The organism is Pantoea sp. MBLJ3, assembly GCF_000816655.1.
Taxonomy (GTDB): Bacteria; Pseudomonadota; Gammaproteobacteria; order Enterobacterales; family Enterobacteriaceae; genus Pantoea; species Pantoea eucalypti.
Genome location: NZ_JSUT01000005.1, coordinates 371,638 through 388,406 on the forward strand (window position 1 = coordinate 371,638; position 16,769 = coordinate 388,406).

The 16,769-nt window shown below is 53.9% G+C and carries 10 protein-coding genes; 4 read left to right on the forward strand and 6 right to left on the reverse strand.

Features of this window, described 5'->3' with window-relative positions; all coding sequences use genetic code 11:
- Window positions 1–321 precede the first annotated feature (321 nt).
- Together elaB and NP77_RS08315 are read left to right on the forward strand one after the other, a co-directional pair.
- Window positions 322–633 (forward strand): stress response protein ElaB, encoded by a 312-nt coding sequence (gene elaB / locus NP77_RS08310; RefSeq protein ID WP_003854223.1) that lies wholly within the window; start codon window positions 322–324, stop codon window positions 631–633.
- A gap of 246 nt (window positions 634–879) precedes the next feature.
- On the forward strand, window positions 880–2,076 hold the full coding sequence (locus NP77_RS08315) for a nicotinamide mononucleotide deamidase-related protein YfaY (RefSeq protein ID WP_008926467.1): 1,197 nt from the start codon (window positions 880–882) through the stop codon (window positions 2,074–2,076).
- Between the two features lie 139 nt (window positions 2,077–2,215).
- Here NP77_RS08315 and yfaE read toward each other — a convergent pair whose 3' ends face one another.
- From yfaE to ubiG, 4 genes are all read right to left on the reverse strand, one after another.
- Window positions 2,216–2,476 (reverse strand): class I ribonucleotide reductase maintenance protein YfaE, encoded by a 261-nt coding sequence (gene yfaE / locus NP77_RS08320; protein ID WP_003854219.1) that lies wholly within the window; start codon window positions 2,474–2,476, stop codon window positions 2,216–2,218.
- A gap of 2 nt (window positions 2,477–2,478) precedes the next feature.
- Complete coding sequence (nrdB, locus tag NP77_RS08325; RefSeq protein ID WP_003854217.1) at window positions 2,479–3,609, reverse strand: class Ia ribonucleoside-diphosphate reductase subunit beta; 1,131 nt, start codon at window positions 3,607–3,609, stop codon at window positions 2,479–2,481.
- A 72-nt stretch (window positions 3,610–3,681) separates the two neighbouring features.
- A complete protein-coding gene (gene nrdA / locus NP77_RS08330; protein ID WP_003854215.1) occupies window positions 3,682–5,967 on the reverse strand; it encodes a class 1a ribonucleoside-diphosphate reductase subunit alpha in 2,286 nt (761 codons plus the stop codon).
- A gap of 504 nt (window positions 5,968–6,471) precedes the next feature.
- Window positions 6,472–7,197 (reverse strand): bifunctional 2-polyprenyl-6-hydroxyphenol methylase/3-demethylubiquinol 3-O-methyltransferase UbiG, encoded by a 726-nt coding sequence (gene ubiG, locus NP77_RS08335; RefSeq protein ID WP_003854209.1) that lies wholly within the window; start codon window positions 7,195–7,197, stop codon window positions 6,472–6,474.
- A 177-nt stretch (window positions 7,198–7,374) separates the two neighbouring features.
- On the opposite strand from ubiG, the gene gyrA reads away from it, so the two are divergent.
- Together gyrA and rcsC are read left to right on the forward strand one after the other, a co-directional pair.
- Window positions 7,375–10,047 carry a DNA topoisomerase (ATP-hydrolyzing) subunit A gene (gene gyrA / locus NP77_RS08340; RefSeq protein WP_003854208.1) on the forward strand — a complete coding sequence of 891 codons (2,673 nt, stop codon included), beginning with the start codon at window positions 7,375–7,377 and terminating at the stop codon, window positions 10,045–10,047.
- Between the two features lie 503 nt (window positions 10,048–10,550).
- Window positions 10,551–13,403, forward strand: a complete 2,853-nt coding sequence (gene rcsC, locus NP77_RS08345; protein ID WP_003854206.1) for a two-component system sensor histidine kinase RcsC — start codon at window positions 10,551–10,553, stop codon at window positions 13,401–13,403.
- A 52-nt stretch (window positions 13,404–13,455) separates the two neighbouring features.
- Here rcsC and rcsB read toward each other — a convergent pair whose 3' ends face one another.
- Window positions 13,456–14,106 carry a response regulator transcription factor RcsB gene (gene rcsB / locus NP77_RS08350; protein ID WP_003854204.1) on the reverse strand — a complete coding sequence of 217 codons (651 nt, stop codon included), beginning with the start codon at window positions 14,104–14,106 and terminating at the stop codon, window positions 13,456–13,458.
- A 1-nt stretch (window position 14,107) separates the two neighbouring features.
- Window positions 14,108–16,765: a phosphotransferase RcsD gene (gene rcsD, locus NP77_RS08355; RefSeq protein WP_008926131.1), complete on the reverse strand. Its 2,658-nt coding sequence runs from the start codon at window positions 16,763–16,765 to the stop codon at window positions 14,108–14,110.
- Window positions 16,766–16,769: the final 4 nt, after the last annotated feature.

Here is a 16,769-nt window from a genome sequence, read left to right on the forward strand (position 1 = left end):
CTTAGCTGTTCGAGGGTGTCGTGACTGTTGTGCAACATGCACTTTCATGGCCCGATAATCACAGGCAACAGAGGGGTACGACAGTAGGGTTACTGGAAAATTCAGTCACGACAAAATTTATCAGATTAATCAAAGAAGCGAAGCGAAATTCGGCGGTTGCCGCTGCGTCTTACACTTCTTTGCGCAACGAAGCGGCGCACCGCCTGCACTGAGTAAGATTAACAGATGAAAAATCAGGTGATTCCTGGAGCAGGAAATCAGCAGAGCGCCAGATTATGGCTATAGTTAATGAACTGCTTTGCAATTCACACGGAGGAAATGATGGTAAATCAGACAAATCAATTCGAATCGGGCCTCGATGACGATATTGCGTTACTGACCGAAACCCTGGAAGAAGTGCTTAAGGCATCAGGCGATCCGGCCGATCAGAAATACATTGAGCTTAAAAGCAAAGCTGAACAGGCGCTGAACGATGTTAAATCCCGTGTCAGCCAGGCGTCCGACAGTTACTACTATCGCGCTAAACAAGCGGCATACCGTGCAGACGATTACGTGCACGAAAAACCGTGGCAGGGCGTAGGTATTGGTGCAACCGCGGGCCTGGTTCTCGGCCTGCTGCTGGCGCGTCGCTAATTGCGATTCGCTGATGTAGCGCGGTAACAGACGACAGCAGTAAACCTGCGGCGGGGAAATCCCGCCGTTTTTTTATTCTTTTCTCAACCCCTCATTGATTCACTTCTGTTGAGCCTGCTTCGCCCTCATTCATTTTTATGCGCAACGTGCTGCTTTAGATAAACCAGTAACAAACACGGGTCACACAGATTGTGTTTCGCAGGTGGACTTCATACAGTTAAATAAACGTGAAAAGGAGAACCGGACGTGATTAGAATTGAGATGCTGTCTACCGGGGATGAGGTGCTGCATGGCCAAATCGTCGATACCAATGCCGCCTGGCTGGCTGATATTTTATTCCAGCAAGGTTTGCCCATGACCAGCCGAACCACGGTTGGGGATTCACTGGAATCGCTCATCGACACCCTGCAGACACGAAGCCATGAGGCCGACGTGTTGATTGTGAATGGCGGCCTGGGTCCCACCAGTGACGATCTCAGCGCGCTGGCAGCCGCTCGCGCCTGTGGGGTTGAACTGGAGATGCAGCAGGACTGGCTGGCACAAATGGAAGCCTGGTTCGCCAGCCGTGGCCGGGTGATGGCCGCCAGCAATCGCAAGCAGGCTGAAATTCCGGCCAATGCGGAGCTGATTGATAATCCGGTTGGAACCGCCTGTGGCTTTGCCCTGCAACTCAACCGCTGCTGGATATTCTTCACGCCTGGCGTGCCATCTGAATTTAAGGTGATGGTGGAGCAGCAGATCATTCCCCGTCTGAAAGCAAAATTCTCGCCGCCCGAACCGCCGATTTGTCTGCGACTGACCACCTTTGGTCGCGGTGAAAGTGATATTGCCGCTGAGCTGGAGCCGCTGGCGCTGCCGGAAGGTGTGGTGATGGGCTATCGCTCGTCGATGCCGATCATTGAGATCAAACTGACCGGCCCGGCCAGTCAGCGTGTCGCGATGGAGCAGGTGTGGCAGCAGGTGCGTCTGTTACTGGCGGAGTGCACTATCTTTGAAGGCACGGAAGGGTTACCGGCGCTGCTGGCACGCGAGCTGACGCAGCGTGGCGAGCAGCTGGCGGTCAGTGAGCAATACACCGCCGGGCTGCTTTACTGGCAGCTGGCTGCCGCCAGCGTGCCGTTGCGGGGCGCTGACATTCTGCCATCAACGCAGGAGACGCTGGAGCAGCAGGTGACGCGCACCCGCGAACTTGCCGCACAGCAGCAGGCAGCGCTGGCGCTTTCTGTTGGCAGCCTGGAACAGGAAACGATTTCGGTAGCGTTACATACGCCGGATGGCGGCTTTGGTCAGCGCGTGAAGTTCAGCACCGGTCGTCATAACCTGGAGACGCGCCAGAAGGTGGTAGCGATGATGGCGATGAATATGCTGCGCCGCTGGTTACACGGCAGCGAAGTGAGCACCGGTCACGGCTGGATTGATGTGGTTGAAACTGTCAGACAGTAATTTCAGTGAAAACAAAACGGGTGCCAGAGGCGCCCGTTTTGTATGTGACTGTGAATGACCCTTTGCAGGAGCATTCTCACAGCAATAAATAAGCTGACTCGATCCAACCGCAAATCAAGCCAGACTTGTTCAGCCTCAGCTACAACTCAAGCTCAATCTCGCCTTTAGCTTTGCAGCAGCAGGGCAGAATCTCATCCTGCTGCACAAAGGCCAGCGGCCGCTGTGGGTAATGCACTTCGCCTTTCAGCAGCCGCATCCGGCAGGAGCCGCAGTAACCTTCGCGGCACTGAAACTCCACGCAGAGATTATTGGCTTCCAGCAGGGAGAGCAGATTGGGGTGATCTTCTGCGCATTCCAGCCGGGCGCCGGAACTGCGCAGAATAACAACGTCGCGACTCATGATTAAAGCTGGAAGTCGTCGAAGTCGTTAGCGCCTACTTCAGAATCGATCTGACCCACCAGATAGGAGCTCACTTCCACTTCCTGTGGCGCAACCTGCACGTTGTCAGACACCAGCCAGGAGTTAATCCATGGGATCGGGTTAGAGCGCGTCTGGAAGGGCAGATCAAGGCCAACTGCCTGCATACGGATATTGGTGATGTACTCAATGTACTGGCAGAGAATGTCTTTGTTCAGGCCGATCATTGAACCGCCGCTGAACAGATATTCCGCCCACTCTTTCTCCTGCAGCGCTGCCTTCTTAAACAGCTCGAAGCACTCTTCACGACACTCTGCCGCAATCTCTTTCATTTCCGGATCGTCTTCGCCGCTGCGCAGCAGGTTCAGCATATGCTGGGTGCCGGTCAGGTGCAGCGCTTCATCGCGGGCGATCAGTTTGATGATTTTGGCATTGCCTTCCATCAGTTCACGCTCGGCGAAAGCGAATGAACAGGCGAAGCTGACATAGAAACGGATCGCTTCCAGCGCATTGACGCTCATCAGGCAGATATAGAGCTGCTTCTTCAGGGCGCGCAGGCTGACCACAACCTGTTTGTCGTTGACCTTATGCGTGCCTTCGCCCAGCTGATGCCAGTAGTTGGTCATCTCAATCAGATCGTCGTAATAGCGAGAGATATCCTGGGCACGCGCCAGAATCTGCTCATTGGTGACGATATCGTCGAATACCACCGCCGGATCGTTAACGATATTACGGATGATATGGGTGTAAGAACGCGAGTGGATCGTCTCGGAGAACGCCCAGGTTTCAATCCAGGTTTCCAGCTCAGGAATCGAGATCAGCGGAAGCAGGGCGACGTTCGGGCTGCGACCCTGAATGGAATCCAGCAGTGTCTGATACTTCAGGTTGCTGATAAAGATATGCTTCTCGTGGTCCGGCAGCGCCTGGTAGTCAATTCGGTCGCGTGAGACATCAACCTCTTCCGGACGCCAGAAGAAGGAGAGCTGCTTTTCGATTAGCTTTTCAAAGATGTCATATTTTTGCTGATCGAAGCGCGCCACGTTTACGGACTGACCGAAAAACATCGGCTCTTTCAGCTGATCATTTTTGTTTTGTGAGAAAGTGGAGTAAGCCATAAAAGTTGTCCAAAAGTAGACGAAGCCAGGCCTCGTGAAATGAATGAGGCGGGAGAATCTCCCGCCTGACCATTAGATTTTACAGGCGCCGCTCTCGCAGCCATCATCCTGGATAGAAGGTGCCAGGTCATCCTGCGCATCTTCCGCACCGTCACGGGTGTTCTGATAGTAGAGCGTTTTCACGCCAAACTTGTACGCGGTCAGCAGATCTTTCAGCAGCTGTTTCATCGGCACTTTACCGTTAGTAAAGCGTGATGGATCGTAGTTGGTGTTAGACGAAATCGCCTGGTCGATGAATTTCTGCATCAGACCCACCAGTTGCAGGTAACCGTCATTGTTCGGCATTTCCCACAGCAGTTCGTACTGATCTTTCAGACGCTCATACTCCGGCACCACCTGACGCAGGATGCCATCTTTCGATGCTTTGATGCTGATGTGACCGCGTGGTGGCTCGATGCCGTTGGTGGCATTGGAGATCTGCGACGAAGTCTCAGACGGCATCAGCGCAGACAGGGTCGAGTTACGCAGGCCGTGCGTTTTGATCTCTTCACGCAGGCTTTCCCAGTCGAGATGCAGCGGTTCGTTGCTGATCGCGTCCAGATCTTTCTTGTAGGTGTCGATCGGCATGATGCCCTGTGCATAGGTGGTTTCATTGAACCACGGGCAGGCACCTTGCTCTTTCGCCAGCTCATTGGACGCTTTCAGCAGGTAGTACTGAATGGCTTCAAAGGTTTTGTGCGTCAGGCCATTGGCGCTGCCATCGGAGTAGCGCACACCGTGCTTCGCCAGATAGTAGGCGTAGTTGATCACGCCAATACCCAGGGTACGACGGCCCATTGCGCCACGCTGCGCAGCCGGAATCGGGTAATCCTGATAATCGAGCAGCGCATCCAGCGCACGAACGGCCAGGGTAGCCAGCTCTTCCAGATCGTCGAGGCTTTCGATGGCGCCGAGGTTGAACGCAGAAAGCGTACACAGGGCAATCTCACCGTTTTCGTCGTTAACATCTTCCAGCGGTTTGGTCGGCAGGGCGATTTCCAGGCAGAGGTTAGACTGGCGAACCGGGGCGATGCGCGGATCAAACGGGCTGTGAGTGTTGCAGTGATCGACGTTCTGAATGTAGATACGGCCGGTTGAAGCACGTTCCTGCATCATCAGCGAGAAGAGATCGACCGCTTTAACACGCTGCTTACGGATGCTCTGATCCTGCTCATATTTGGTGTAGAGACGTTCGAACTCATCCTGATCGGCGAAGAACGCATCATACAGGCCTGGCACGTCAGACGGGCTGAACAGGGTGATATCTTCGCCTTTCAGCAGGCGCTGATACATCAGCTTGTTGAGCTGTACACCGTAGTCCATGTGACGCACGCGGTTGCCTTCAACACCACGGTTGTTTTTCAGCACCAGCAGGCTTTCGATTTCCAGATGCCACATCGGGTAGAACAGCGTTGCTGCACCGCCACGCACGCCGCCCTGAGAACAGGACTTCACCGCAGTCTGGAAATGCTTGTAGAACGGGATACAGCCGGTGTGGAACGCTTCACCCCCGCGAATCGGGCTGCCCAGCGCACGGATACGACCGGCGTTGATGCCGATACCAGCACGCTGAGAAACATATTTCACAATCGCGCTTGAGGTGGCGTTGATGGAGTCCAGGCTGTCGCCGCACTCGATCAGCACACAGGAGCTGAACTGACGCGTCGGGGTTCGCACGCCTGACATGATTGGCGTCGGCAGCGAGATTTTAAACGTCGAGATCGCATCATAGAAACGCTTGATGTAATCCATACGCGTGTCGCGCGGGTAGCCAGAGAAGAGGCAGGCCGCGACCAGAATGTAAAGGAACTGCGCGCTCTCGTAGATTTCACCCGAGACGCGGTTCTGCACCAGATATTTGCCTTCCAGCTGCTTCACGGCGGCATAGGAGAAGTTCATGTCTCGCCAGTGGTCGAGGAACTCGTCCATCTGCGCGAACTCTTCCTGGCTGTAATCTTCCAGCAAGTGGCGATCATATTTGCCCATGTCGACCATCTTAACGACCTGGTCATAAAGCTTCGGCGGCTCAAACTGACCATACGCTTTTTTGCGCAGGTGGAAGATCGCCAGGCGGGCAGCCAGGTACTGATAGTCAGGGGCATCGCGAGAGATGAGGTCTGCTGCGGCCTTGATGATGGTCTCATGAATATCAGAGGTTCTGATTCCATCATAGAACTGAATATGAGAACGCAGCTCGACCTGTGACACTGAGACGTTGTTCAGCCCTTCGGCTGCCCAGTCCAGCACACGGTGAATTTTGTCGAGATCAATGCGCTCCTGGCGGCCATCGCGTTTAGTAACGAGCAGACTCTGGTTCATGTCGCGTATTTACCTTTGCGTGAGTATCCAAAAATTAAAAGAAATCCCGGTTTATACACAGCCTATTCATTGTGAATAATGTGTGGATAAACACTACATCTAGGGGGTGAAGAGAAAAGTCATAACTACATGGGGGCATATTTTAGTATTTTACGGCCGCTTAACAAGAGCAAAAAATGATGGCTGGAGGGGTTGTAATTCTTGCGAAATTTCTTAGCCCACGCCTTGTAAGGCCTGGCAACATGTCAACCGGATCACACTTTTTTTTCTTATTATGATCGGGCGCGTGTTTCTTATTCAATCCTCAGGATTCAGCCAGAAAAGGGTGAAAAATGGATAAAAGCCGCTAGCAGGGGGCCGCGACGTTGAGCGGATGCGGGCATGGCTGACGTAACCTATTGGCAGCCATCGGAATGCCTGCCACCAGGCGAGGGCACTGACCGCTTTGACAGGAAGAGCAGGCAGAGGAAAAAGTGCCCGCCCGGATTCAGGCGGGCAGATGACTTAACCCGCGTGGTGAGTGTGCACCATATAATTCACATCAGTGCCGGGCGCCAGTTTGAAGCGGTTGGTCACCGGGTTGTAATGCAGGCCAATAATGTGGCGTTCACGCAGGGGCGTTTCATCGACCCAGCCCAGCAGTTCGGATGGGCGGATGAATTTCTTCACATCATGGGTGCCGCGCGGCAACATGCGCAGCACATATTCCGCGCCGAAAATCGCCAGCAGCCAGGCCTTTGGATTGCGGTTCAGCGTTGAGAAAAAGACTTCGCCGCCGGGCTTGACCAGCTTCGCACAGGCGTGAATCACCGAGCGCGGATCCGGCACGTGCTCCAGCATCTCCATACAGGTCACCACATCATACTTTCCGGCGTTCTGATCGGCATGCTCTTCAACGGTCTGTTGCACATAGTCCAGCGTCACGCCGCTCTCCAGAGCATGCAGGCGCGCCACGGCCAGCGGTTCCGCACCCATATCCAGACCGGTCACGACGGCGCCTTCACGCGCCATGCTTTCGGATAAAATGCCGCCGCCGCATCCGACGTCGAGCACGGTTTTACCGAACAGACCGTTGCTGTGCTGCGCGATGTAGCCCAGGCGTAGCGGGTTGATACGGTGCAACGGTTTAAATTCACCCTCCAGATCCCACCAGCGCGAGGCAACGGCCTCAAACTTGGCAATTTCCTGCGCATCGACGTTATGCTGATGATTCTGCGGTTGTGCATTCATTGAATCGTAACTCCTGACAAAATGTGCCCACAGTATAAACGCTTAACCGCAGTTGGCACACCTTTCAGGGACAATGAAAAGCGGGGGAAATCGGTGGTTAACGTTCACCAGAGCATTGCAGTGTGATATACTTTCGCACCTTTAAAATCCGGGATTAAGTAGAGGGATAGCGGCTCCATGAGCGACCTTGCGAGAGAAATTACACCGGTCAATATCGAAGAAGAATTAAAAAATTCTTACCTCGGTTACGCCATGTCGGTCATCGTTGGCCGAGCTTTACCCGATGTGCGTGATGGCCTGAAGCCGGTTCACCGTCGCGTTCTTTTTGCGATGAGTGTACTGGGTAACGACTGGAACAAACCCTATAAAAAATCTGCCCGCGTCGTCGGTGACGTTATCGGTAAATATCACCCGCATGGTGATTCCGCCGTTTACGACACCATTGTACGTATGGCCCAGCCTTTCTCCCTGCGTTACATGCTGGTGGACGGACAAGGCAACTTCGGTTCCATCGACGGCGACTCCGCCGCGGCGATGCGTTATACCGAAATTCGCATGTCGAAAATTGCCCACGACCTGTTAGCTGACCTGGAAAAAGAGACCGTCGATTTCGTCCCGAACTATGACGGCACTGAGCAGATCCCTGAAGTTCTGCCAACCAAAATCCCTAACCTGCTGGTGAACGGTTCTTCCGGTATCGCCGTGGGTATGGCAACCAACATTCCACCGCATAACCTGCGTGAAGTGATTAACGGCTGCCTGGCATATATTGAAAATGAAGACATCAGCATCGAAGAGTTGATGGAGCACATTCCGGGGCCAGATTTCCCGACAGCCGCCATCATCAATGGTCGCCGTGGTATTGAAGAAGCGTACCGCACCGGTCGCGGTAAAATTTATATCCGTGCGCGTGGCGAAGTCGAAGCCGATGCGAAAACGGGCCGCGAGACCATCATCATTCATGAGCTTCCGTATCAGGTTAACAAAGCACGCCTGATTGAGAAGATTGCGGAGCTGGTGAAAGAGAAGCGCGTTGAAGGCATCAGCGCACTGCGCGATGAGTCTGATAAAGACGGCATGCGTATCGTGATTGAGATCAAGCGCGATGCCGTCGGCGAAGTGGTTCTGAATAATCTCTATTCACTGACCCAGCTGCAGACCTCGTTTGGTATCAATATGGTGGCGCTGCATCAGGGCCAGCCAAAGATTATGGCACTGAAGGAGATTCTGGACGCCTTCGTTCGCCATCGTCGTGAAGTCGTGACGCGTCGTACTATTTTCGAACTGCGTAAAGCCCGTGACCGTGCGCATATTCTGGAAGGTCTGGCGATTGCGCTGGCGAATATCGATCCGATTATTGAGCTGATTCGTCGTGCACCTAACCCGGCAGAAGCGAAAGCGGGTCTGATTGCGCAGGCGTGGGATCTGGGTAATGTGTCAGCGATGCTGGAACGTGCGGGCGACGATGCCGCTCGTCCGGAGTGGCTGGATCCGCAGTACGGCATCCGTGACGGTCAGTACTATCTTACCGAGCAGCAGGCTCAGGCGATTCTGGATCTGCGTCTGCAGAAACTGACCGGTCTTGAGCACGAGAAGCTGCTGGATGAGTATAAAGGTCTGCTGGAGCAGATCGCAGAGCTGTTGCGCATTCTGTCTGACGCCGATCGTCTGATGGAAGTGATTCGCGAAGAGCTGGAGCTGATGCGTGATCAGTTCGGCGATGAGCGCCGCACAGAGATTACTGCCAATACCGCTGATATTAATATCGAAGACCTGATCAATCAGGAAGATGTTGTGGTGACATTGTCGCATCAGGGCTACGTGAAGTATCAGCCGCTGACCGACTATGAAGCGCAGCGTCGTGGTGGTAAAGGCAAGTCAGCCGCACGTATTAAAGAAGAGGACTTCATTGATCGTCTGCTGGTGGCCAATACCCATGACACGATTCTCTGCTTCTCAAGCCGTGGTCGTCTCTACTGGATGAAGGTTTATCAGTTGCCGGAAGCGAGTCGTGGTGCGCGGGGACGTCCTATCGTGAACCTGCTGCCGCTGGAAGCCAACGAGCGTATTACAGCGATTCTGCCGGTACGTGAGTATACCGAAGGCTTCAATATCTTTATGGCGACCGCGCTGGGAACCGTGAAGAAGACCGCGCTGAAAGAGTTCAGCCGTCCGCGCAGCGCCGGTATTATTGCCGTGAACCTGCGTGACGATGATGAGCTGATCGGTGTGGCGCTGACCAATGGTAATGACGAAGCGATGCTGTTCTCAGCGGCCGGTAAAGTGGTGCGCTTTGCAGAAACCGCAGTCCGTGCGATGGGTCGTACTGCCTCTGGCGTTCGCGGCATCAGGCTGGCTGAAGGCGATCGTGTGGTCTCGCTGATTGTACCGCGTGAAGAGGGTGCAATTATGACCGTGACCCAGAATGGTTACGGTAAGCGTACTGCCAACAGCGAATACCCGACCAAGTCGCGTGCGACGCAGGGTGTTATTTCTATCAAAGTGACCGAACGTAATGGTCCGGTGATTGGCGCGGTTCAGGTTGTCGATGGCGATCAGATTATGATGATCACCGATGCTGGTACGCTGGTGCGTACCCGCGTGTCAGAAGTGAGCGTCGTGGGTCGTAATACCCAGGGTGTGATTCTGATTCGTACCGCAGAGGATGAGAACGTGGTCGGTCTGCAGCGTGTTGCCGAGCCGGTTGAAGAAGAAGAGCTGGATTCAATCGACGGTAGCGTAGCGGAAGGCGAGGATGATATCGCGCCAGAAGCAGAGATCGACGATGAAGAGATTGCACCGGAAGCGGATGCAGAAGACGAAGACGACGCGGCTGAAGACGAAGAATAATTTGTCTGATGTGAGCTGAGGTTCGTTGCAGAAACGGCAGGTCAGGGGAAACCCGGCCTGCCGTTTTTTTTGATGTGATGGGGAGGATTGCAGGGAGCAGGGAGCTTATGGCTGCGAAATCGGAGCCGTCGAAAGACCCGCACTGCCCGATCGCAAAGGATTCCCGCATCCCTGCGGATCGGCCACGCCATCCCTGGCGTGGACGCTTTGCTCTTCGGGAAGTGCAGGTTTTTCTTGTTCAGGCAGCGGCGTCGCGTTAAGTGGGTTGCAGGACAGAGGTGGCAGAGGGGCGGCGTCGCTTTTCAATGTTGTGAGCGTCTGTTTGTTTGAGTGCGCAGAAGCGGCCACTGGATGCTGGAGTTAATGTGTCGCTTTCACTGTCTTAAAAGATTCCCAAACTTTCCGCTAAACCTGCGGCTGGCTGGCTTTTTTCGCCCGATAAAGCTAGTGTATGGGCATTAAAAATCGATGATGCGACTAACCTTGCCAACTGCGAGTCACCTTTGAAATATCCTGTCTCTTTCCGCACTACGCTTCGCATCTCGCGCTACCTTTTCCGCGCGCTGGCGCTGCTAATCTGGACGCTGGGCGCCGTTCTGACAGCGTTTTATATTATCAGCGTACTGCATAATAAAGAGACGCAGGTTCGGCAGGAGTTTGCCAGCAACTACGGCACGATTCAGTGGTATGTGCGCCATTCGGCGGACATGGTGCGTGAACTGAAATATATCACCGAGAACCGCTTAACCAATGCCAGCAGTGGCCTGGATGTACTGACCGGCATGATGCCAGGCAAAACAACCCAGCCGCAGTTTACGCCACTCTTTTCGGATGGCGACTGTACCTCAATGAGCAATACCTGGCGCAATTCGCTCGATTCTCTCAGCTACTACATCAATTACTGGAAAAGTAACTTCGCCTCGTCGTATGAACTGAATCGGGTGTTCTTTATCGGTGGCGAGAGTCAGTGTCTGGCCGACTTTACGATTGGCAGCAGCAACGCTGATCGGGAACGCAGCCTGAAATCGCTGCGTGAGAATGTGCTGCGTTATCGCAACAGCAGTGAAGAAGAGCGCCGAAATCCGATGTACTGGATCAACAGCAGTGCTCAGCCTGGAGTCGGTACTTTCTATATGGTGGTGCCGGTTTACGTCGCGAACAAGTTACAGGCACTGCTGGGTGTTGAGCAAAATATCCGACTGGATGAGTTTATTCAGCCGGGCAGCCTGCCGATCATTGCGTCGATTACCGATGAGAACTATCGTCCACTGCTTAACTCGCGGCGCGGCGGCCTGGGCTTCTCGCTCGACAATCTGCCTGATGATAAAACCTGGTTCGGTTACCTGAATGGGTATCGTCAGCTGGTGCTGAAAAAGCCACTTCCGCCCTCCGATCTGAATGTGGTGTGGTCAGTACCTACCGATGTCATGGTGGATCAGCTCAAGCTGATGATCATCAATGCGCTGCTGCTCAATATTTTCAGTGCCGTTATCCTGTTTACTCTCGCCTGGGTATTCGAGCGCCGGATGTTCCTGCCGGCAGAGGAGAATGCACATCGTCTGGAAGAGCATGAGCAGTTTAACCGTAAGATTGTCGCCTCGGCGCCGGTGGGGATCTGTATCTTACGCACCAGCGACGGCACCAATATTCTGAGTAATGAGCTGGCACATAATTATCTGACGTTGCTGACGCAGGAGGACCGCCTTCGGCTGAATGAAATCATTGGCGGGCAGCAGGTTAACTTTGTTGATGTGCTGACCGGCAGCAATACCAACCTGCAAATCAGCTTTGTGCATTCGCGCTATCGTAATGAGAACGTCGCGATTTGTGTGCTGGTTGATGTCTCGGCGCGCGTAAGGATGGAGCAGTCTCTGCAGGAGATGGCCCACGCGGCAGAGCAGGCGAGCCAGTCAAAATCGATGTTCCTTGCCACCGTCAGTCATGAACTGCGCACGCCGCTCTATGGCATTATCGGTAACCTCGATCTGTTGCAGACCAAAGAGCTACCCAGCGGTATCGACTCGCTGGTGACGGCCATGAATAACTCCTCCAGCCTGCTGCTGAAGATCATCAGTGATATTCTCGACTTCTCGAAAATCGAGTCAGAGCAGTTGAAAATTGAGCCACGTCCGTTTGCCCCTCGCGAAATTGTCACGCACATTGTGGGCAACTATCTGTCGCTGGTGGTGAAGAAGCGGCTGACGCTTTACTGCTTTATCGAACATGACGTTCCGCAGGTGCTGGACGGCGATCCGTTGCGCCTGCAGCAGGTGATCTCGAACCTGCTTAACAACGCGATTAAGTTTACGCATACCGGCTGTATTATTCTGCACGCCTACGTTGCACAGGGCTATCTGGCTTTCCGCGTTCGTGACACCGGTGTCGGCATTCCGGCGAAAGAGCTTCCACGCCTGTTTGATCCTTTCTTCCAGGTGGGAAATGGCGTGCAGCGTAATTTCCAGGGGACCGGGCTGGGACTGGCGATCTGTGAAAAGCTGATCAATATGATGGATGGCGACATCGAGGTCGATTCAGAGCCAGGCATGGGCAGCCAGTTTATTGTGCGTATTCCGATTTACCAGGGACAGAAGCCGTCGTTGATGCTGCTGGAGGACTTACAGGATAAGAGAATCTGGCTGGCGATGCGCAATGAGTATCTTGCGGCGTTTATCACGCGTCAGATTCAGCAGCAGGGCATTCAGGTAGCGGAGTATAACGGTAAGCCAGGCCCGGATGATGTGGTCATGACGGATTACGAACTGGAGACTGATGCACCGCTTCGCGCACTGGTCACGTTTGACGGATCCCATGTCGATATGCCGCGTGAACGTCAGCCGGGACGCTGGATCCACTCCACCGCCACACTGCACGAGGTGCCGGCGCTGCTGGCACGCATCTACCGGATTGCACTGGGCAATGACGCCGCCGATGCGCTGCTGCTGGCCACCCCGGTAGAAGAGAAAGTTCATAACGATGACATCATGGTGCTGATCGTCGATGACCATCCTATTAACCGCATGCTGCTGTCTGAACAGCTTGGCACGCTGGGCTATCAGGTGAAAACGGCCCAGGATGGCGTTGATGCCCTGAATGTCCTGAGTCGTAATGAGATTGATATCGTGCTCACCGACGTGAATATGCCGAACATGGATGGTTATCGCCTGACGCAGCGATTACGTCAGCTGGGCCATCTGTTCCCGGTTGTGGGCGTAACGGCGAATGCGCTGGCAGAAGAGAAACAGCGTTGTATGGATGCAGGTATGGATAACTGTCTGTCGAAGCCGGTGACGTTAGACGTGCTGAAAGTGACGCTGGCAATCTATGCTGAACGGGTTCGTAAAACGCGGCGGGGATAGGGCAGGAAAGGGCAGAGGCGAAGCGGTGCAGCTGCACCGCTTCAGGAGGAACTTAGTCTCTTTCGACCTGACTCTGGCTGACAGAGGACAGGTAGTTAAGCAGTGCGATATCGTTATCCACGCCCAGTTTCATCATCGCTGATTTCTTCTGGCTACTGATGGTTTTGATACTGCGGTTCAGTTTCTTGGCGATTTCGGTTACCAGGAAACCTTCTGCAAACAGACGCAGCACTTCACTCTCTTTCGGTGACAGGCGCTTGTCGCCATAACCACCCGCGCTGATCTTCTCCAGCAGTTTCGCAACGCTTTCTGGCGTGTATTTCTTGCCTTTCTGCAGTGCAGCCAGTGCTTTTGGTAAATCGGTAGGCGCGCCCTGTTTCAGGACAATCCCTTCGATATCGAGATCAAGGACTGAACTCAGAATCGCGGGGTTATTGTTCATGGTCAGAACAATAATCGAGAGATCCGGGTAGTGGCGTTTAATATATTTAATCAGCGTAATACCATCGCCATACTTCTCACCTGGCATAGAGAGGTCGGTGATCAGGACGTTGGCATCAAGCTTGGACAGATTATTGATCAGTGCTGTTGAGTCTTCGAACTCACCTACAACGTTGACCCATTCAATTTGTTCCAGAGACTTTCGGATACCGAAAAGGACAATTGGATGGTCATCGGCAATAATTACGTTTAAGTTATTCATCTTATTGGTTACCTTGCTGCAGCAGTTGATTGACGTAAGCGTCAATATCACTGGTGGTATTTGTAATGTTTGAATCGTCACACGCTTTAATGTGGTGTTCTAACTCTTCACAAAGCTGTTTGCCGGGAGTCAGATTGAGCATGGCAAACACGCCCTTTAGGCGATGCGCTGTCTGAGCAAGCGAGGCGTAGTCCTTTTCCGCCGACTCAGTATACAGTCTCTTCACATCAACCGGTACTGTCTCCGTAAACAGCTGGAAATAGCCGCCGCTCATTAATGGCGTGGCCGCGTCGTCTTCCATGTCGTTATCCATCACATCATGCGACAGTTGTTTCTCAATCAGGGCCAGCAATGCATCCAGCATCGCATTACTGAGATTGAAATTGACCCGATACTGCTGGTCGTTCAGTGCATGATGACCCAATTCATCTTCCGCCAGCAGCAGTGCCCAGCCGCTAAGCTTCGAGGGATCGTCGGTCACCATGACATCGTGATCCTGACCGGAAATGCGCTCATCAGGTGTCAGACAACGCGCTCCCCAGTTCTCCAGATGGCGGCAGACGATTTTATGTACGTCCTCCACGGTGATCTCCACCAGCGCGGTCACGCCATCCAGAATTTTTTCCTCTTCTTCCTCACGCTTCTCTTCCAGCACCAGCGGCAGTTGCATGTTATAGCGCGTGCCGATATCCGCTTTTGCCACGATATCGAGACTGCCACCCATCTGCTTGCAGAGCTGCTTACACAGGAAGAACGCCATGCCGGAGGCCTGTCCGTAACGATCCTGGCTGGTATCCCCCAGGAACGGGAAGTCGACATTCGCCAGTTCATCCACCGTCAGGCCCGCACCGGTATCCACCAGTTCGATGATCACTCTGTCGGCCTGCTTCTCCGCAGCCTTAACTTCCAGGGTAATTTTCCCCCAGCGGGTCGTGGTCAGGGCGTAGTGCATCAACGTGGTCAGGACTTTGCGCAGGGCGCGACGGTCGCCAAAGCGCGTCTCGTCATTCGCCAGATGATTATTCACCACCAGCGACAGCCCTTTGCGGCGCATCAACGGCAGGCTTTCCAGCGCAATCTCATCCAGCAGTTCCTGCAGGTTGAAGACGGTCGCATCCGGTGACCAGTCGTGTGCTTCAAGCCGGTTCAGCAGCACGATATCATCTACCAGTCGCGCCAGGCCCTGGCTCTCGTCGAGCAGGTCCAGTACGGTTTCATCGGCATCACGCTGGCTGAGCTGCACCAGCTGCGCCACCATTTTTTCCAGTGGCTGATTCAGCGCATGGCCCAGATTATGCAGCAGCTGCTGGCGCATCTGATGATTGCGATCCAGCACCTGCTGCGCTTTCTGCAATTTCTTGTTAACCAGCAGTTCGCGATCCTGATCACGCATCATAAACAGCTGCGTATGCGGCGACAGCACGCTGCGGGCGTGACGGATCTCATACACTTCGTTGTTGATGGTGGCCTGCAGCACGCCCTGATGCTGGTCGGACATATTAATGATCTTCTGCAGATTGAGGTGAGGCAAAAGATGTTCAGCAATCTTATTGCTCAGCAGAGTACGGTTGCTGGCAAAGTCATACACCAGCAGACCGACCGGAAGGCTGGCCACAATCTCTTCATTCAGCACCCGCAGTGAATCGAGTTCAGCGCTCTGGTTTTCGCTGGGACGCAGTGACTGCTGACGCAGCAGCACGATCCCCGCCAGCGAGAGCAGGAACAGCAGCAGGTTGATCAGGAGCGGCCAGAGCAGATTATGCAGGCTGTCGATAATCAGGCGAGTAATCGGCACCTGATAAACCAGCTGCAACGGCGTACTTGGCAGGGTGGCCGCAATCTCGATATTGGGATTAACCAGTGAGACACGGGTATTTTCCACATCCTGCTGTTCACTGCTGCTGGCAGGCATTGAGGTGTCCTGACGCAGCTGGAAGTTTTCCAGCGGCATGTTCTGCGGAACAATATCGTTAACCGGCAGATCAAAGGCGACAACAGTGGCCAGATGGCCCGGCTGGTTAAAGGTGGTGCGCAGCGTGAAATAGTGATCGTTCTGGAAGGCGAGGTGGCGCAGTGGCGAGAAGCTCTCGCGTTCATCCAGCGCATTGGCCTGCTGCAGCATCTCAGCGCGACGGCTATCCACCATTGAACTGATGGCGCTCTCTTTATAGCGCGTTGCCATATCTTTCAGTGGCAGGGTCGAAATCATAATCAGGCTGTTGTCCTGACCATTTAAAAAGTACATCGACCACGTGGGATTTTCCGCGCCCCACAGCGTGTCGAGATAGTTCGACATCCGCATGGTCATATCCAGCGTACTGCTGTCATGTGAGCCGAAAATCAGTGCTTCCGTTTTACGCCGGGTTTTTTCCAGATAATAGACATCAGGACGCAGCCGCGTCTCCTGCAGGTTACTGCCAGGTGGCGCACCGGCTGCGCTGGTTGAGAGGTTTTCATATATCTGCCAGGTGGCAAAGCGATAGGCATCAATACGTTTCTGTACGTCACGCGCCAGATCGTCCATGGCATAGCGTTTCCCGGTCAGCCAGGCATTGACCGAGTTATGCACCATAAAGCCCAGCGCCAGCAGGAGCACCAGATTGAAAACCACAAAAAAGCGGGTGACATTGCCGGAGGTCAGTGGAAACTTATACAACATAGCG